Raw genomic sequence first — 18,633 nt, forward strand, 5'->3', positions numbered from 1 at the left:
AAAAAGCTTACCGTATAAGGGAAATAATGTTGGTTATTGAAGAAAATGCCTGAATATTCCTTCTTAATCTCTGTTCCCTGTTCCCTGTTCCCTGTTCCCTCGAACCAGTTGTTAAATTAGCATAACAAGTACGGTAGAGCCTAATTTTCTAATTTAGTGAATAAAATCCAGATGATTGAGTATTAATTAATCACAGAAATCAGGATTTGCTGAAAATTTATGGAAGAGAAAATCAAATCCCCTGGATACTAAGGGAACACAAAACTACATAATTATGTAAAATTGTGTAAAGTAATTGTAGTATTTATAAAACGAAGGCATCAACAAACCCATGCAACTGAAACTCAGTGCATCTAAATTTCCCCCGGCTCCCTTAGTTTTAATCGCCCCGTTTTTCCTGTGGGGAACAGCAATGGTAGCCATGAAAGGAGTCATAGCCGACACTACACCCCTATTTATGGCAGCTGTGCGATTGTTACCAGCAGGGGTGTTAATTTTAATTACAGCAACAATGATGGGTAAACCCCAGCCCAAAGGTTGGTTAGCATGGCTATGGATTATTTTATTTGCCTTGGTAGATGGGGCATTATTTCAAGGCTTTTTGGCAGAGGGACTAGTTAGAACTAGTGCTGGGTTAGGGTCTGTAATGATTGACTCCCAACCTTTAGCGGTGGCTTTGTTGTCCTTGTGGCTATTCCAAGAACACATTGGTTTGTGGGGATGGCTGGGGTTGGGACTGGGAGTGATCGGTATTAGTTTAATTGGTTTACCCCATGAGTTGATTTTTCAGTTTTTTGATCCCAATGTCAATGCAAGCATTGGGAATTGGCAAGATGTATTGAGTAGTGGTGAATGGTTAATGCTGTTAGCCGCCCTCTCCATGGCTGTGGGAACGGTGATGATTCGGTTTGTCTGTAGATATGCTGACCCGGTAATGGCCACAGGATGGCACATGATTTTGGCGGGATTACCGTTGTGGGGTATTTCATCGGTAGTAGAATCTCACCAGTGGCAGAATCTCACTATCTCTGAATGGATGGCTTTAGGTTATGCTACAGTTTTTGGTAGTGCGATCGCCTATGGATTATTTTTCTACTTTGCTTCTAGTGGTAGTTTAACTAGTCTGAGTTCTCTAACCTTTCTCACTCCAGTTTTTGCCCTCTTATTTGGTAATCTTATCCTCTCAGAAGTTCTCACCCCGTTACAGTGGGTGGGAGTAGGACTAACTTTAATCAGCATTTATCTAATTAACCAAAGGGATAACTGGCGCGGTGAAAATCAGAAGGTAACCGTGTCAGAAGAAGCTACACAGCAATCAGCAGTTTTAGAAACATCTATTCATGGAAGGTGAATAACAGCCACAAACAATTAACAATTAACATTTTGTAGTGGAGACTTAGGGTGAGTTAGAAGTACAATTACAACATAGAAGATTTTCCACCGCGCCGTAACTAACTGCTAACCCACCCGACATTTCCACTTAAAAACAAAACTCAAAAATATTTCATCTGAACTTGGATAACTGTATTTGGCCCTGCTAACAAAAAAGCAGCGTCTTTAAATTTAGGAGCACTGGTACGAACTTCTGGGTTTCTGGAAAACCCAAAACCTTCCGTGGGGATACCCAGGTAATTAACATTGAGGATTTGATCTTGATTCTGATCATGGATAACAGCTACAGCATAAGTACCAGGTTGTAAGTTATCAAAGGTAATTTTTGAGGATGTTTCGGAAATCTTAGTACACTTACTTTTAACTACACCATCATTATTATTGGGAAATCCTTTACTATTAGCAAATATGGTTACACACACCAGTCCCTGTGTGTTTCGCAATCCATCAACTCCTACAGTGAGTTTACCCGGTAAAACCGCACTGGCGGTGGATGTCCAGGCCGGATTTCCGATGAATGCAAGTAGCAACAGACTCAGCCCCAATTTATTTATCATAGGTATTCATCATAGGTTGTGTTGAAAGTACGTACAGTTTGGCATTACAGCACTTTTCAAGTAAATCAAGTACACATCTTAACATCATAAATCTTGTGGGGTGGGCATTCTCCCCGCCCTTGTTTACTAAACAAGCACAAAGCACACAAAAAAAATTACAGTTTCAATTATGCAATCTCACATATTACCCCCTCCCCTGCAACCTGGTGACTTATTAAAGGTAATTGCTCCTAGTGGTGCGTTGCGAGAATTACCAGCATTGTCAAGGGGTGTAGAAATTTGGCGATCGCGTGGTTATCAAGTGGAAATTATCGCTAATGTAGCTGATAAGTGGGGATATTTAGCACAAACAGACGAAATTCGCCGCCAACAGCTAACCCAAGCCTGGGAAGATCCAGCTTGTCGTGGTATCCTCTGCACTAGGGGGGGATTTGGTAGCACCCGGATTTTGGAAAATTGGACTTGGAACCTCAACGGTAGACCACCCAAATGGCTGATAGGATTTTCTGATATTACAGCTTTGCTATGGAGTCTTTACACAGCAGGTATTTCTAGTCTTCATGCTCCTGTACTGACGACTTTAGGAAATGAACCAGATTGGTCAATTGGGCGATTATTCGATGTTGTCGAAGGTCGTTCTATTCCTCCCCTCAAAGGTCGTCCTTGGGGTGGTGGAATGGCCACCGGTCTGTTCTTACCAGGTAATATTACTGTTGCTACTCATCTTTTAGCTACATCAATATTACCGGAGTTGGATGGTGTGATTTTAGCATGGGAGGATGTGACAGAAGCACCCTACCGCATTGACCGCATGGTTACCCAGTGGCGTTTAAGCGGTCTGTTGTCAAAGGTTCGTGGTCTTGCTTTGGGGGGCTTTACTCAATGCGAAGCATCGCCTGGTATACCTAGCTTCAGTGTTGAAGAAGTCCTCCGCGATCGCCTGGGTGATTTGGGTATTCCCATTGTATCTGATTTACCCTTCGGCCATGACAGTCCCAATGCGGCTTTACCTGTGGGCGTATTAGCAACTTTAGACGCAGACCAGGGGATTTTGACTTTCAACTAACTGAGTTGGGCGACTAGTTGATTTTCTAACAGAGTGTCATTAGTTAACAAGTCCTCCACTGTAATGCGCAAAAAACGTTGTTCATCAACTTGAAACAAAACCTTAATGCGATCGCTTCCCGGATATCCTGGTGGTACGAGTTGGGCGATGGTTCTCGCACCAGCTTGATCATTGAGGGGTTTCACACTGGTAACACCCGCTTCTAAACGGCGAGTAATCAAGCGATCGCCGTCAAAATAAACTTCCGTACTACCTGTGTGAGAACCCAATTCCCCAATAATTAATTCAATGCTGGGTTGGTTTTCTACAGACGCGCCTAAAACTAATTCTACCGCCTCACTCATGGGGTACGCCTGCCCCGATTTAATAATCGAATGCCAATTATGACGGTTTTGGCGGCGGTCCCAATAGCGGACACCATAACTATGATAGAGAAAGTCTTTGATTTCCATCCCTTGGGCTAACTGTAACGCACCTTGAGCGATCGCTTCAAAGGGACGGTCACAGCGGATTTTTTCCCCTGGAAAATACTGTTTTACCCATGTCTGCACTGCTGGTAATTGTACAGTCCCACCCACTAACAAAACGGCGTTAATATCTGTAACTTCTATGCCCTGTCGTCGCGCTTGTTGTAATAAACTGGTCATTGACTCATCTAATTGGGCAAAAAATCCCTTTTCTTCCAGGATGTTGTCAAATATTTCCCGGTTTAATGACAATTCATAGCTCTCTAACTTCTCGTCGTCAAAATAAACTTCACTAGCTTGGTTTTGAGTTGATAGCTGGATTTTTACCCGTTCGGCTAATCTTGTGGTTAAGGGAGTTACCGCTAGTCCTTGAGTTTTAGCAAAGTAATCTACTAACCAATCATCTATATCATTACCCCCCAGATTTTGCCCGGCTTTGGCTAGTACACGGGCTGTTTTAGGTTTTTGGCTGGAATTGTCACCCAGGGATTTATTACCCCATTTTAGGAGGAATCCTACAGGTTTTTTAGTTGGCAAACTTGGATCTAAGCGCACTAGAGACAAGTCTAATGTACCACCGCCAAAGTCAACCACTAAGAGAATTTCTCGGTCTGCTAAATCGTAACCCAAAGCCGCGGCTGTTGGTTCGTCTAACATCTGCACCTTTTCCACCGGGAGGGCTTGACAAACTTGGCTTAACCAGTGACGATAGGCTTCAAAGCTGTCTACCGGTACTGTTAAGACCAGAGAATCTAACCCTCCTTCCATCGGTGCTAATTGTGCAATTAATTTATTTAAGAATAATTGCCCTACTTGCTCAAAGGTGACATTCTCCCCATCTATTTCTGGGAGGAAACCTTGAACATCCGCACCAATTCCCCGCTTGAAGCTGCGGAAGAATCTTGTTTCGTTCTTGAGGTCAAAACCGCCGTCGCGTACTTCTTGCCCTACTAATACTTTACCCTGTTGTATTTGTTCTATGTATACTAGGCTGGGAATAACTGGGGGGTTGAGGCTGTGCTGAGTTGATAAACCGGGTATGGTCAGGGTTTCTGGCCGCTGGGTGACCGGGTTCCAGCGGGCTATAACTGTGTTACTTGTACCAAAATCGATTGCGATCGCCATATTTGATAATTGTTTCACCCAAAGACGCAAAGGCGCAAAGTATTGTTTTCAGTAAAATGATTTTCGCATATCTTTACAGTGCGATTGTCGTCTGCTTATATGCCTAGTTAAAAAAAGCCTGACTGGCATCATATCCTATAAAAGATAATGTTATATATTTTACTTTGATTACCTTAATTGCTTGCTAGTCTTCAGCCTTGAGATAGAAGAGTAAACAAAACCAAAAAGTTACATTCTTGAGCTATGTACTATTTTATTGTGCATTTTTCCAGTTAGATATTACGTAAGTGTCGGGTGCTTTACTTGATTGACGCAATTTATGCACTTGAACGCACCATACCCATAAGCAATTTATGTAATTCCAGAAAATGCACATTTTTAGTTCATGAGTCCATTGAAAATTCTCAAATATCAAATAGGCGTTGTGGAGATTGGTAAAAGTGAAATCTTATTTAGCAGGATTTTTAGCTCAACCACAGGTACAAGCCCATATTTATGATCAGAATATTATGAAAGTTGCAATTGTTATTGAGGCTCATTATAATTTAAATTCTCTGTCTTCTGTGCTGGAAGATATTCGCAAACAGAAATTATATCAGACAAAAATTGATATTTACGTTGTAGATAATGCTTTAGATGAATTTACTCAAGCTTATTTACAAAAATTTGACTTTACTCAAATTACATTTTTGCAACCGGAACAAAAATTAGCTGATCATGAGGGCTTATATTATGGGTTACAATTTGTCAGTAAGCTGAAATACGATTACATCTGGCTACTTGACAGTGATGTACGTCTAGATCCTTTGGCTCTCACCACGCTAATTACAACTTTACAAGAGTATAATGAAGTTGGTTTAGTGTGTTCTCAGGTTTATGAGCGCAAAGAACCTAAAACTATTCAAGAATTTGGTAACTTTATTAATAGTAATTACCCACAATCAACAACCAATTTTGCCAAGCAAGATAATATCTTAGGCGAAGAATTATTACATAATAAAGCTTATATTCAGGTAGAGTATTGTGCTGCTAAATCTGTTCTGTTGCCATATCAAGTTGTGCAGCATCTTGGAGTATGTAAAGATTTTGGTGTTAACTTTAAAAGTACAGATTTGTGTATGCAAGTGCAAAAAGCAGGTTGGATTATTGCTGTTAATCCTAGTTCAATTATTTGGCATAATTCACCTGATTTAGAACTATGGAGTTGGATTAATTATGATCATAAATACAGTTTCTACTATTGGCAAAAGTACAGACCAGACCTTTTTTAGTCACAGGCAGTTTTGCTAAATGTCATTTTTAATCATGAATCCTACCATCAGGCATGATAGCACCCTCTAGGTCAGCATTTGTTAAAATCGCGCCTGTTAAATCCGCACCTTTTAGATTTGCGCGTCGTAAAATGGCGGTTGTCGTACACTAAGTTAAACTCGATATAGCCCCCCGTCGGTATAGTTGAAACTGCCTTTGGCGATCGCCATACTCCATTCCCTGCCGCCGTTGTACAATGGGCAAATAAGCCGGTAGAAATCCTTGACCGCAATCCTGCAGGAAAGCAAAAGTATCCCCAGTCCTGAGTCAGGAGAGGAGTTAGGTTATGGTGCTAGCTTTGAGCAGTTAAATCTGCCATCAGTTCGGCAACAGAGATAATTTTCTGCGTACAACTCACATTAGCCCCAGAAAAAATTAGACCATGTTCCACGTCCCCACGGGCGGCTTGAGCCAATGCATTCAGCAAGCAGTAAGTTTTACCTTGATCTCTAAACAGACAGGTTTCTAAACAGTTGGCAATACATCGCCGTTGCTGTGGCGAATCTGCCATAATCTCCTGTGTAAAATTATTGCGTAAAGCGCGGCTGGGTTTTCCTATGGGACTGGGGACAGTAACAATATCTTCAGGATTGGACTGCAGATGAAAATCTTTATAACAGGAATGGGCATCACATTCTATGGTCGTGACGAAGCGAGTACCGATTTGTACACCATCAGCCCCCATGGATAACATTTGATTAATATCCGTGCGATCGCTAATTCCACCTGTGACAATTAAAGGTATACTTACACCCATTTCACGGGCTAAATAATCCTGCACTTGGGAAATCACCAGCCCAATAGAAAACCCCGGGACAACGCTATCACATTGGCTAAAATGTCCCCCCACCTGCTGGCAATTTTCCACAATCAAAGCATCAGGTAAGCGATTGTAGAGACCCTTCCAAGTTTCACAAATCAGCCTTACCCCCTCCACATTAGCTATTGTAGGCACAAGAGCCACATCAGGAAAATCACTTGTATACTCTGGTAAATTTAAAGGTAAACCGCCCCCAGTAATAATCAGACTTGCCTTATGGGCGGCCGCCACCTGAGCCAAAACAGGGTAATCCTTAGTACCCACAATTATATTTACCCCAATCACCCCATGGGGGCTGATCATCCTGGCCTTGTTCAATTCATCAATTAAAGCCAGACGGTTAGCTGTAAAGAAAGTACTTTTTTTACGGTAGTTAAAATACGGAGAATCTAAACCCAAACCTAGAGAAGCAATCATTCCCACCCCGCCAGCATTAGCAACTGCGCCCGCTAATTTGGATCCAGACACCCGCACCGCCATAGCAGCTTGGATGATAGGATAACGGGCAATATGTTTACCAATCTGCAAAGGTTCGAGAATCGAAGTCATAATTTAGTAGAATTGCTCATTTAGTCACTAAATCATCTTATCATTCCAGTAAAACCAATTACACGTTCATCCATCAGACCCAAAAAAAAGACGCAGAAAAACATCTCTGCGCCTCTGGGACTTTGCCTACCAAAAAAACTTACACCATCTCAGAAGCCTGCACCCTAGGTTGAGCCTGAGGCTGGAACATAAACAGCGAGTAAACCACATCACGGCGGATGTTAACCATCATGTCCAAAAAGAGTTCATAACCCTCACTCTTATACTCAATCAACGGATCCTTTTGCCCATAACCGCGCAAACCCACAGACTCCCGCAAAGCATCCATTTGTTGCAAATGTTCCCGCCAGAGAGTATCAATACGCTGCAAGATAAAGAACCTTTCCGCTTGTCGCATCAGTCCCGGTTGAATCTGGTCAATTTGGGCTTCTTTGAGGTCGTAAGCAATTCGCACTTGTTCATGGAGGAATGCCTTCATCTCGGTTAAGGTCATATCCTCTAATTGATTTGCTTCCATATCCGCTAGCAGATAGACAAATTCCTTGACCTTATCCACCAACTTTTCTAATTCCCACTCTTCGGAGGGTAGGTCTGGGTTGATGTAGAAATCAACGATTTCATCCATAGTTTTTTCAGCATATTTGACCACCTGTTCTTTCAAGTCCTGACCTTCTAAAACCCGGCGGCGTTCCGCATAGATAGCGCGACGTTGGTTATTCATCACCTCGTCGTACTCAAACACCTGTTTACGGATGTCGTAGTAATAGGTTTCGACTTTTTTCTGTGCCCCTTCCAAGCTGCGGGTGAGCATCCCAGATTCAATGGGCATATCTTCTTCTACTTGGAAAGCATTCATTAACCCAGCGACGCGATCGCCCCCAAAAATCCGCAGTAAGTTATCTTCTAAACTGAGGAAGAACCTGGTCGAACCGGGGTCACCTTGTCGTCCGGCCCGTCCCCGCAATTGGTTATCAATGCGGCGTGACTCATGGCGTTCTGTACCAATGACGTGCAAACCGCCTAATGAAATCACTTCATCATGTTCGCGGTCAGTGAATTCTTCGTATTCCTGCTTCACCCGGTTGTAAGCTTCCCGTAACTTTTGAATTACAGGGTCATTGGTGGGGGCTTTTTCTGCTGCTATGGCTACCTTGTCTTCTGCTGCCAGTTCTGGTAAGCTGCGTTCACCATATTCGGCCACAGCCACCTCCACAGCCTCTTTTAATAACTGTTCGGTGTCTTTTGTCAATTGAGTCGGAAAAATTTCCGGTGAAGCTCTCCAAGTTTTGACTTTTTTACCGGGAACAAAACCTTGACCACCACCATGTCCAGAGGGTAACCCAGCTGCCCTTTGCACACCAAAGATATCTTCATTTTCCGGCATGACAATTCGCGGCATAAAATATTCCCGCAGCTTCAACCGTGCCATATACTCGGAGTTACCACCCAGGATAATATCTGTACCCCGCCCCGCCATGTTGGTGGCAATAGTTACAGCCCCTCTGCGTCCTGCCTGAGCGACTATTTCTGCTTCCCGTTCTACGTTTTCTGGGCGAGCGTTGAGAAGTTCGTGGGGAATCCCCTTCTGTTTTAGTAGCTGGCTGAGATATTCTGATTTTTCTACACTAGTAGTTCCTACTAGAACCGGCCTACCCAGTTGGTGCATTTCGGCACATTCACCGGCGATCGCTCGCCATTTACCAGGCTCAGTTTTAAAGACCATATCGGCCAAATCTTGACGTTTCCTGGTGCGATTGGTGGGAATTACCGCCACTTCTAACTTATAGATTTTTTCAAATTCTGGCTCTTCGGTCTTAGCCGTTCCTGTCATCCCGCCGAGTTTAGGATACAGCAAGAACAAATTTTGATAAGTAATTGTTGCCAGGGTTTGAGTTTCCGGCTGAATATCTACGTGTTCTTTAGCTTCAATTGCTTGGTGTAGACCATCACTCCAACGTCTTCCCGGTAAGACGCGCCCGGTAAATTCATCCACAATTACCACTTCGCCGTTACGGACGATGTAGTTTACATCCTTGAGGAACAGTTCCTTAGCTTTAATAGCATTGAACATGAAATGCGCCCAGGGGTCTTCCGGGTCAAATAAATCTGTAACTCCCAAAAGATGTTCTGATTCTGCAAACCCTTCATCAGTTAACAGTACGTTTCGAGCCTTTTCATCTACCTCATAATGCTCATCTTTTTTCAGACTGAAGGCAATTTCAGCAGCGCGGAGGTATTTTTCCGTAGGTCTTTCTACCTGTCCAGAAATAATCAGGGGTGTTCGCGCCTCATCAATTAAAATCGAGTCTACCTCGTCAATTACACAATAGTTGAAGGGGCGTTGTACAACATCCGCCATGGATGTGGCCATATTGTCCCGTAGGTAGTCAAAGCCCACTTCACTATTAGTCACATAGGTGATGTCACACTCATAGTTTTTCTTGCGTTCACTGGGAATCATGCTGGACTGAATTAGCCCCACACTTAGACCCAGAAACCGATGCACCTGTCCCATCCATTCAGCATCCCGACGAGCCAGGTAATCGTTCACGGTAACCACGTGTACACCCTTACCAGTTAGAGCATTTAAATAACTCGGTAAAGTAGCAACTAGAGTTTTACCCTCCCCGGTTTTCATTTCGGCAATTTGTCCAGAGTGCAGGATAACACCGCCCAACAGCTGGACATCAAAATGTCGCAACCCCAAGACTCGCCGTCCGGCTTCCCTGACCACAGCAAAGGCTTCTGGCAGAATATCATCGAGTGTTTCGCCCTTACCAAGACGCTGTTGAAATTCTGCTGTTTTGCCTTTTAAATCTTCGTCGCAAAGAGCTTGAATCTCTTCATCTAACAGGTTAATTTCACTAATGTAAGGTTGGTATTTTTTCAGCTTACGAGCGTTGGGGTCGCCCAACAAGAGTTTTAGCATGGCAGATTAGGGAACTAAATCAAGGGGTACGGAAAATAAAGTTTTTGTATTGATTATAAGAATTTAACCCAGTCCAGCCATTCAGGTTGTAGATGGGCATAAAATCAGAGTTAACTCAAAAACAAGAAAAAAGTAGATCCAATAAGTAATGGATTGGGTTGATTTCACATAGTGCTAAACCTCGATTCCAAGCCTGTATAGCTGCTCTGTGCGTGTTCAGCCAGTGGCAGCCTTTGTTGCTTGTTGACTGTGAGTTGAGTCTTGAATCTTAGCAGCATGATTGTATTTTACACTTAAATGCCAAGATGGTCTTGATTTGATGACTCCAGAGGAGGCTCTTCACACCTATATCTTAGTTATGAGATTACATAGGTGTGGAGGGCGGTAATTATTTCCGGAATAATAGAGATAATTCCCATTGAATTAGGTCAAATCAGCATTCACCCTGAAAACTTCCCTAGCAATATTACAGTCAAGTTGAATTTGTGTTTTCAGGTCTTCCAGAGAAGGAAATTTCTGTTCTGGGCGCAAAAAATCGACGATCCGCACAGTCAGTTTTTTGCCATATAAATCACCAGACCAATCGAATAGATGCACTTCCACAGACAAGTTACTACCATTGACTGTCGGGCGCTTACCGATATTCATCACACCCAATTTATCATGTATCGTAGTTGGGTCTGGTGTATCACCCATAATAGTAGCGCGGACGGCATATACACCGTGGCGGGGGACAAACTTGTCTGGTGGTAATTCCAGGTTGGCGGTGGGAAAACCGATAGTTCTGCCCATTTTTGCCCCTGCAATCACAGTACCAATGAGGGTATAAGGTCGTCCCAGTAGAAAGTTAGCGTTTTTAATCTCCCCACTTTCTAAATAGTGACGGATGAGTGAAGTGCTAATGGGAGTCTGTTGGGTGGGAGTATTGTCTGTATAAGTTTGCAAGGAAACAATAGTCACGGGGATATGGTGCTTCGCGGCTAGTAATTGCAAATCTTGAGCAGTACCACGACGCTGTTTACCAAAACAAAAATCTTCCCCAACACTAATTCGGCGACATTGGAGTTGTTGCACTAAAATTTTATCTACAAAATCTGTGGGAGATAAAGCAGATAATTCTTTGTCAAAGGGTAGCAGTACAAGTTGTTCTACTCCTAGAGAGCGCAATTGTTGGACTTTTTCATCCAGTGGTGTGAGCAAAGGTCTGGGTTGACCTGTAAAAAACTCCAGGGGATGGGGGTCAAAGGTGACAACTGTCGAGTATGTTTGTTCTTGTGGCTGGGTGTTCTCCCCATCCAATGCTGCGGGCAAAATTGGTTGAATAACTCTGTGATGTCCAAGATGCACACCGTCAAATTTGCCAAGAGCGACAGCAGTTGGTTTGAGCAGCTCTTCCGGTGAGGAAGCAACCCACAAAGAACACCCATTTTTAGACAAATTTAGCACGTGGATTCTGAGAATTTAGGTTGATTTAGCCATCAGTCACAAGCTACTTTACGGTCAGGGGTCTACAAAGTTGAGTCAGGTAGGCGATGGCGCTAATAGCTCTTGATCTCCAATCTAATCTAAAATCTACAATTGCTTAGAGTACAAACTTGATTCCAGACTGCTGATCATCACTCAAGTCAGAGGAAATTCCCAACTAGATAACTTGTCCAATCCTGTGGGATAGGTAAGATTATATTGTAATGGGGTAATGCTGATGTAGTTGTTGCGGATCACATGGACATCAATCGGCACATGATCAGATATATTTAAACCTTTGGGTGGTTCCACTTCTTCTAAAACTTCCCCAGTTAACCAATAGTAGATTTTACCACGGGGATCCACACGCTTGTCAAAAACGTCCACATAGCGCCGTACTCCCTGACGAGTAAAAGTCACCCCGGCGATTTTTTCCCAAGGTACAGGGGGAACGTTGACATTCAGCAACATCAATTCTGGTAAAGGATTTACCGCTAGTTTCTCTACAAGCATTTCGGCAAACCTAGCAGCAGGTTGAAAGTCTTTGGATGTATGGCTGGTAAGACTTAAAGCTATACTGGGAATACCTTCAATTACACCTTCCATAGCGGCGGAAACCGTACCAGAATAAAGAATTTCTGTGCCCAAATTTGCACCTTGATTAATGCCGGACAGAACTAAATCAGGGGGAGAATCTAACAAAGCCCACAGTGCCAATTTCACGCAATCTGAGGGAGTACCATCACAAGCCCAAGCATTGATGGCCGGATGAAAAACTGATTCGATCACTTCAGCGCGAATGGGTTGGTGCATGGTTAATCCATGTCCGGTTGCTGAACGCTCCCGATCTGGGCAAACTACACTTACATCATGTCCTGCTTCTGCCAAGCGGTCAGCTAGGGTACGAATACCTAAAGCAGAAACTCCGTCATCATTACTAATGAGTAATTTCATGGATCTTTTTATCAGTCATTTCTCAATATTGTATCCCTGTAGTATGAGGTAAAAAAAACTCTCACACAGCCAATCACCTCTAAACTAGTAAACGGAGGTTGGGTTTTGACTTGGACTGTTTTGTACAGTGATTGGGTAGCAGTCCAAAGTCGTAGACTAATAATCAATGACTCATGACCAATGACTAATAACTAATGACTACGAATTTAGAGGCTCAACTTTTAGCACTGCGGGAAGAAGCAGAACAAGCGATCGCCGCCGCCGATACCCTAGAACGTCTAGAGGAACTCAGAATTAGCTATCTGGGTAAAAAAGGGCAGCTGGGGGCGTTATTGCGAAGTATGGGACAAATGAGTGGGGAGGAACGACCAAAAATTGGGGCGATCGCCAATACAGTCAAAGAATCCCTACAAAACAGTCTAGACCAGCAACGCGCCGCTTTAGAATCTGCCAAAATTCAGGCACAGCTAGAGGCGGAAACTCTCGATGTGACCATGCCGGGAATTTACCGCCCTCAAGGTCGAATTCACCCACTTAATGGTATTATTGACCGGGCGCTGGATATTTTTGTGGGTATGGGCTATACCGTAGCCGAAGGGCCAGAGATGGAAACAGATTATTATAATTTTGAGGCTCTGAATACCCCACCCGATCACCCAGCTCGTGATATGCAGGATACCTTCTACCTACCAGACGGTAATCTCCTCCGTACTCATACTTCATCAGTACAAATTCGCTACATGGAAAGAGAAGAACCACCCATCCGGGTTGTGGCTCCAGGGCGAGTTTATCGGCGTGATCATGTAGACGCTACTCACTCGGCGGTTTTCCATCAAATAGAACTATTAGCCATCGACCATGGGCTAACATTTACAGACCTCAAAGGTACTATTAAGGAGTTTTTACAAGCAATATTTGGTGATTTACCCATTCGTTTCCGTGCTAGTTATTTCCCATTTACAGAACCTTCTGCTGAGGTAGATTTGCAGTGGAATGGTCGCTGGTTAGAGGTAATGGGCTGCGGTATGGTAGACCCTAATGTGATGAAAGCTGTAGGTTATGACCCAGAAATTTATACTGGGTTTGCGGCTGGTTTTGGTGTAGAACGTTTTGCTATGGTGTTACACCAAATCGATGATATCCGCCGTTTATATGGTAGCGATTTACGATTTTTACAGCAGTTTTAATGTTTTCCGGGGAAATTAGACTTTTTTGATCAGTAGATAATTCTCCCGAAACTATTAGCGTAAGAATATACATATGCAGGCTTATGTATATTCTTATTTAACGCTGATACCAAAAAATATTATCGAGAAGGTAAATCTATATCATCAATCTAAATTTTAATATGGGTTTGATAACTAACATGGAATTCACTAAAATTACTCAACCTAAAACCTCATGTCGGCAATGATCACAATGTCCACAACGCCAGTTGCTAGCTTCTTGTTCAAATCCAAAAGCATTTAATAAAAATTGCCAACGACATTTTTTAGTATGCAAATATTCATACATTTGTTGAGCATCTGGTAATTGGTTCAGTGGCTGCATTTTTACCCCTGAGTCAATGGTATAATTAAAGGGGTCAAGCCAATTTAATTGACCGCTGCTGTGGAGTAAGGCTAAGGCTATATCAGCATCACGAAACTCGCGGGTGACTGCGTTGACCTCTCCCTGTTTGGGTAATTGTCTGACTAATTGCTGGGCGTTGCGTTGCTGCGATCGCATTTTTTGCTCAAAAAACTGCTGTCTTTGTTTATCTTCTGGGTCTAACCACCCTGTGGGTTCACTCACCAAAACCAGCACATCTGCTGGGTTCCCATCTCGTCCCGCGCGGCCAATTTCCTGTACATATTCCGATATGAGGTGAGGAGCGTGAAAATGAACCACCCAACGCACATCTGATTTATTAATCCCCATACCAAAAGCACAGGTACAGATCACAAAGGGGATTTTACCAGTTAACCATTTACTTTCTATATTCCGGCGTTCTACTGGATCCAGTCCGCCATGATAACTAGCTGTAGTGTAACCCTTCTCGGCTAACCATACGGCTAAATTTTCGCTATCTTTTCTAGTCCTAACATAAATTAATCCCGATTCTTGGGGGCGATTTTTAATAAATTCTAATAGTTGGTGTTTGCGACTCCTGGGTGTCCAAGCAATGCGGACAGTGAGATGCAAATTCTGGCGATAGGGATTTAATTTAAAAATTTCTGGTTGCTGTAATTGTAAAACCCTTTGAATAGTCTTTTGGGCTGTGGGGTCAGCAGTAGCGGTAAAAGCAGCAATACTAATTTTTGTCCCCGGTGGTTTGGTTTTGAGTAATGCGGGTCTGACTGCGCCTAACCTGCGATAATCTGGGCGGAATGTATCCCCCCACTGTACTAAACAATGGGCTTCATCTAATATCAAAGCGTTAATTTGTAATTGGGGATGAGATAATTTTTCCCAGACTAGGGGACTTAATAAGGTTTCTGGGGATAAATACAGTAATCTGAGTTGTTGGTTTTCTAAAGCTTGTAGTGTCTTGCGGCGTTGATGGGTGGGTAATTGACTATGCAATAGTGCTGCTTTTTGTTGGCGCTCTAGTAGTTCTTGTACTTGGTTTTCCATGAGTGCTACCAAGGGGGAAATTACTAGAGTTATTCCTGTTTGTAGCAGTGCGGGAAGTTGAAAGCAAATTGATTTCCCCCCTCCTGTGGGCATAATAATTAAGGCATCTTTTTTGCCTAGCAAACTCCTGACTATTTCGCCTTGGGGTGGTCTGAAATCTTCGTAACCCCAAATTCGTTGAAATGTTGCTCTAACTGTGTGCCAATGGGTTTTTAGAGGTGTATTCATCTATTAATTCATCCTTAGTAAGGTGAGGATTGATGGATGAGGTTAGACAAAAAATAGGGCGGGAAAAACCCACCCTGAAACCACATATGTCTCTAAATTTTCTGTGCAGTTACTTGTTCTTGTTTCTCTTTGGTTTGCAGAGCTGCATAAAGCCGATTTAGGGCATTTACATAAGCTTGGGCGGAGGCGACAATAATATCGGTGTTAGCCGCATGACCGGAAAATACTCTTGAGTCATGTCTCAGACGGATGGTGACTTCACCTATAGCATCAATTCCGGCGGTGACCGATTGTACAGAAAATTCTATCAATTCGTTAGGCACATTTACTACCCGGTTAATTGCTTTGTAAACTGCGTCTACGGGTCCTGTACCAATGGCTGCATCAGTTAATTCTTTACCTTCTGGGGTGCGCAGGGTGACTGTAGCTGTGGGTTTAGCGTTACTACCGCAAGCAATTTGCACTAGTTCGACTCGGAACAAGTCCGGCGCTTGTTGAATTTCATCGTTGACGATCGCTTCTAGGTCCCAGTCGGAAATTTCTTTCTTTTTGTCAGCTACTTCTTTAAATCTGACGAATGCTTTGTTTAATTCTGTTTCTGAGAGTTCAAAGCCTAATTCTCCCAACCGGGTACGGAAGGCGTTTCTACCGGAATGTTTACCCAATACTATTTGATTGTCTGTTAAGCCAATCAATTGAGCATCCATAATTTCGTAGGTGAGCTTGTTTTTCAGTACCCCGTCTTGGTGAATACCAGATTCATGGGCGAAGGCGTTAGCTCCGACTATGGCTTTATTTGGTTGTACTAGCATTCCGGTTAAGTTGGAAACTAGGCGAGAGGTTTTATAAATTTGGCGGGTGTCAATATTGGTTAGTGGTTCTTCTGAGTCTACTGGTCTTCCTAAGAAGGGGTTAAAATATTGTCGCCGCACGTGTAAAGCCATCACCAATTCCTCTAGGGAGGCGTTCCCGGCTCGCTCGCCAATGCCGTTAATGGTACATTCTAATTGGGTTGCACCATTTTTTATGGCTTCTAGGAAGTTGGCAACGGCCAAACCTAAGTCGTTATGTCCGTGTACGGAAATAATGGCTTGATCTATATTGGGGACATGATCTTTAATCCCTTTAATCATTGCCCCAAATTCACTAGGTGTCAAGTAACCAACCGTGTCAGGTATGTTAATTGTTGTAGCACCAGCTGCGATCGCTCGCTCTAATACTTGGTAAAGAAATTCTGGATCAGAGCGTGCTGCATCCATGGGGGAAAATTCTACATCTGTCATAAATGACTTAGCATAAGCTACCATTTCCTCGGCGATCGCTAATACTTCCGCCCGTGATTTGCGCAGCTGATATTCTAAGTGAATATCGGATGTAGAAATAAAGGTGTGAATCCTACCGTGAACTGCTGGTTTTAGGGCTGCTGCTGCGGCTTCAATATCTGCTTTAATGGCTCTAGCCAAACTACAAATTACTGGACCGTCTTCTGTCCCCACAATTTGGGCAATTTTGTTCACAGCTTCAAAGTCCCCCGGACTTGCAAAAGCAAATCCCGCCTCAATCACGTCTACCCCTAACTTCGATAGTTGCTTGGCGATCGCTAGCTTTTCATCTATATTTAGAGTTGCTCCGGGACATTGTTCTCCGTCTCTGAGTGTGGTATCAAAAATGATAATTTGATCGCCTTTGCTGCTCATGTTTCCTCCTTGTGGATTTTTTACTGTTTGCTTAAAATATCTTAAAACCTTAGTTTTTTTACTCTAAAGATTTGTAAATATTTGCTAAGATTACTGACCGTCTACTTTTTCTATAGTATCTCTGATATCGTTTAAATCAATATATCTGTCAGTAGCATTGCGCAACTCCCTGGCTATCATCCCTTCTGTTGATACCACTGTAATATGCGTATTTTTTGAGCGTAACAATTCGATAGCCCTTTCAAAATCACCATCTCCGCTGAATAAAACCACTCGATCATATTGATCTACTGTATTAAACATATCCACGACAATTTCAATATCTAAATTAGCTTTTTGGGAGTAGCGACCCGATGAGTCGTCATAATATTCTTTGAGAATTTTAGTGCGGACTGTATAGCCTAAGCTGATGAGAGCATCTCTGAAACCTCTCTGATCTTGTGGATCTTTTAAACCAGTGTACCAGAAAGCATTGATTAGTGTTGTGTCTGATTGCTCGTGTTTGAAATAGTCTAAGACTCGTCTTGGGTCAAAAAACCAGCCATTTTTCTGTTGAGCATAGAACATATTATTTCCATCTACAAAAATAGATAGACGATTCATTGGGGAACCCATAGAAAAATACACCTAACAAATAAAAAAATTAACTAGATTGGACAATAGATTATAGCAATTCGGAAATGATAAATTTCCTCAAATACCTAGAATCAGTTTTTATCGATAGCTTTTATCTTACCTCTTGCACTGGATAAAATCAGTTAAAATCTGAAACTTAATATACTGGGACTTAAACATTTTCATTTTTGACACTTTTAAAGACACCTCCTAGGCAAAATCCATAAATAAAAGTTATTGATTAATAGTAAACTTGACTATATAGCTGCCAAGTTTAGTTCTCATCTAAGGTATAGGTCTTGGGGTAGGATATAGGCTAATGACCATCTACTTTTCGAGTTAGTAACATTATCCACTGGATGGTAAATTCTCGCTCTTGTCAAAGACTTAACACTGGTATCACAAGCAGATACCCCTGAGCTTGAGAAAATAAAATCTTCCCATGACTAATTCCTGAAGCAGTGTATTTACCACTCCATTGCGTGTAACAACCACAGCCTTGAAGTTAATCAAGGAATAAGTTGGGTAGGATTTCGGTTAAGTCCCTACCTGGTGAATATCTATTAACCCAACTTGGGGCAAAAATAGAAAATACATTACAAAAGTATATGATTCTCATTTAACTATGATTTCAATGTATTTGTAGTAAACCTAGCCCTGAATAAATAAGTAAACTAGTAGAACATAAATCAACTATTAACACGATATAGCAAAATAACCTATATCTAGCTTAACCAAAAATATGCCCGTCCTGCCAAGATGAAGTCAGGTAACCTACCAAAAGAGACTCCGGTCATGGGGGGGGTCAGTTGTATGGGTTCATACTACCTCCAGAAAACATCT

General features: G+C 42.6%; 13 protein-coding genes and 2 pseudogenes. 4 read left to right on the top strand and 11 right to left on the bottom strand.

Annotated elements, in window-relative coordinates; all coding sequences use genetic code 11:
• Positions 1-331 precede the first annotated feature (331 nt).
• Positions 332-1,351, top strand: coding sequence for a DMT family transporter (locus PN457_RS16940; RefSeq protein WP_271734707.1), 1,020 nt, complete (start codon positions 332-334; stop codon positions 1,349-1,351).
• Positions 1,352-1,493: 142 nt separating this feature from the next.
• On the opposite strand, the gene PN457_RS16945 is transcribed toward PN457_RS16940, so the two are convergent.
• A complete protein-coding gene (locus PN457_RS16945) occupies positions 1,494-1,949 on the bottom strand; it encodes a DUF2141 domain-containing protein (protein ID WP_271734710.1) in 456 nt (151 codons plus the stop codon).
• Positions 1,950-2,118: 169 nt separating this feature from the next.
• Here PN457_RS16945 and PN457_RS16950 point away from each other — a divergent pair, with 169 nt between their 5' ends.
• Positions 2,119-3,015: a S66 peptidase family protein gene (locus PN457_RS16950; protein WP_271734713.1), complete on the top strand. Its 897-nt coding sequence runs from the start codon at positions 2,119-2,121 to the stop codon at positions 3,013-3,015.
• Here PN457_RS16950 and PN457_RS16955 read toward each other — a convergent pair.
• On the bottom strand, positions 3,012-4,607 hold the full coding sequence (locus PN457_RS16955; protein WP_271734715.1) for an Hsp70 family protein: 1,596 nt from the start codon (positions 4,605-4,607) through the stop codon (positions 3,012-3,014). The two genes, PN457_RS16950 and PN457_RS16955, sit on opposite strands and share 4 nt — an antisense overlap.
• 440 nt (positions 4,608-5,047) lie before the next feature.
• Between PN457_RS16955 and PN457_RS16960 the strand changes: the two genes are divergently transcribed.
• Positions 5,048-5,878: a glycosyltransferase family 2 protein gene (locus tag PN457_RS16960; RefSeq protein ID WP_271734717.1), complete on the top strand. Its 831-nt coding sequence runs from the start codon at positions 5,048-5,050 to the stop codon at positions 5,876-5,878.
• A gap of 28 nt (positions 5,879-5,906) precedes the next feature.
• On the opposite strand, the pseudogene PN457_RS16965 reads toward PN457_RS16960, so the two are convergent.
• The 6 genes and pseudogenes from PN457_RS16965 to surE all read right to left on the bottom strand — a co-directional run.
• Positions 5,907-6,020, bottom strand: a pseudogene (locus PN457_RS16965) (pentapeptide repeat-containing protein); the annotation flags it as partial.
• A pseudogene (locus PN457_RS16970) lies at positions 6,019-6,173 on the bottom strand (coproporphyrinogen III oxidase); the annotation flags it as partial. The pseudogenes PN457_RS16965 and PN457_RS16970, both read right to left, overlap by 2 nt.
• 37 nt (positions 6,174-6,210) lie before the next feature.
• Positions 6,211-7,287 (bottom strand): NAD(P)H-dependent flavin oxidoreductase, encoded by a 1,077-nt coding sequence (locus tag PN457_RS16975; protein WP_271734720.1) that lies wholly within the window; start codon positions 7,285-7,287, stop codon positions 6,211-6,213.
• A 139-nt stretch (positions 7,288-7,426) separates the two neighbouring features.
• Positions 7,427-10,216, bottom strand: coding sequence for a preprotein translocase subunit SecA (gene secA / locus PN457_RS16980; protein ID WP_271734722.1), 2,790 nt, complete (start codon positions 10,214-10,216; stop codon positions 7,427-7,429).
• A gap of 423 nt (positions 10,217-10,639) precedes the next feature.
• Positions 10,640-11,662 carry a bifunctional riboflavin kinase/FAD synthetase gene (locus tag PN457_RS16985; RefSeq protein ID WP_271734723.1) on the bottom strand — a complete coding sequence of 341 codons (1,023 nt, stop codon included), beginning with the start codon at positions 11,660-11,662 and terminating at the stop codon, positions 10,640-10,642.
• 174 nt (positions 11,663-11,836) lie between these two features.
• Positions 11,837-12,634, bottom strand: coding sequence for a 5'/3'-nucleotidase SurE (gene surE, locus PN457_RS16990; RefSeq protein ID WP_271734725.1), 798 nt, complete (start codon positions 12,632-12,634; stop codon positions 11,837-11,839).
• Between the two features lie 194 nt (positions 12,635-12,828).
• On the opposite strand from surE, the gene pheS reads away from it, so the two are divergent.
• Positions 12,829-13,821, top strand: coding sequence for a phenylalanine--tRNA ligase subunit alpha (pheS, locus tag PN457_RS16995; protein WP_271734727.1), 993 nt, complete (start codon positions 12,829-12,831; stop codon positions 13,819-13,821).
• A 199-nt stretch (positions 13,822-14,020) separates the two neighbouring features.
• Here pheS and PN457_RS17000 read toward each other — a convergent pair whose 3' ends face one another.
• The 3 genes from PN457_RS17000 to PN457_RS17010 form a co-directional block, all read right to left on the bottom strand.
• Entirely contained in the window at positions 14,021-15,478 is a 1,458-nt protein-coding gene (locus tag PN457_RS17000; protein ID WP_271734728.1) for a RecQ family ATP-dependent DNA helicase, read from the bottom strand.
• Positions 15,479-15,570: 92 nt separating this feature from the next.
• Complete coding sequence (locus tag PN457_RS17005) at positions 15,571-17,175, bottom strand: 2-isopropylmalate synthase (RefSeq protein ID WP_271734729.1); 1,605 nt, start codon at positions 17,173-17,175, stop codon at positions 15,571-15,573.
• 90 nt (positions 17,176-17,265) lie between these two features.
• Positions 17,266-17,790, bottom strand: coding sequence for a LabA-like NYN domain-containing protein (locus PN457_RS17010; RefSeq protein ID WP_200989987.1), 525 nt, complete (start codon positions 17,788-17,790; stop codon positions 17,266-17,268).
• Between the last annotated feature and the right edge of the window lie 843 nt (positions 17,791-18,633).

This window comes from Anabaenopsis arnoldii (assembly GCF_028331025.1).
In the GTDB taxonomy this organism is placed as follows: domain Bacteria; phylum Cyanobacteriota; class Cyanobacteriia; order Cyanobacteriales; family Nostocaceae; genus Anabaenopsis; species Anabaenopsis arnoldii.

Coding starts and splice junctions, on each gene's coding strand:
- PN457_RS16940 (WP_271734707.1), top strand. CDS start 332: ATGCAACTGAAACTCAGTGCATCTAAATTTCCCCCGGCTCCCTTAGTT.
- PN457_RS16945 (WP_271734710.1), bottom strand. CDS start 1,949: ATGATAAATAAATTGGGGCTGAGTCTGTTGCTACTTGCATTCATCGGA.
- PN457_RS16950 (WP_271734713.1), top strand. CDS start 2,119: ATGCAATCTCACATATTACCCCCTCCCCTGCAACCTGGTGACTTATTA.
- PN457_RS16955 (WP_271734715.1), bottom strand. CDS start 4,607: ATGGCGATCGCAATCGATTTTGGTACAAGTAACACAGTTATAGCCCGC.
- PN457_RS16975 (WP_271734720.1), bottom strand. CDS start 7,287: ATGACTTCGATTCTCGAACCTTTGCAGATTGGTAAACATATTGCCCGT.
- secA (WP_271734722.1), bottom strand. CDS start 10,216: ATGCTAAAACTCTTGTTGGGCGACCCCAACGCTCGTAAGCTGAAAAAA.
- surE (WP_271734725.1), bottom strand. CDS start 12,634: ATGAAATTACTCATTAGTAATGATGACGGAGTTTCTGCTTTAGGTATT.
- pheS (WP_271734727.1), top strand. CDS start 12,829: ATGACTACGAATTTAGAGGCTCAACTTTTAGCACTGCGGGAAGAAGCA.
- PN457_RS17000 (WP_271734728.1), bottom strand. CDS start 15,478: ATGAATACACCTCTAAAAACCCATTGGCACACAGTTAGAGCAACATTT.
- PN457_RS17005 (WP_271734729.1), bottom strand. CDS start 17,175: ATGAGCAGCAAAGGCGATCAAATTATCATTTTTGATACCACACTCAGA.
- PN457_RS17010 (WP_200989987.1), bottom strand. CDS start 17,790: ATGGGTTCCCCAATGAATCGTCTATCTATTTTTGTAGATGGAAATAAT.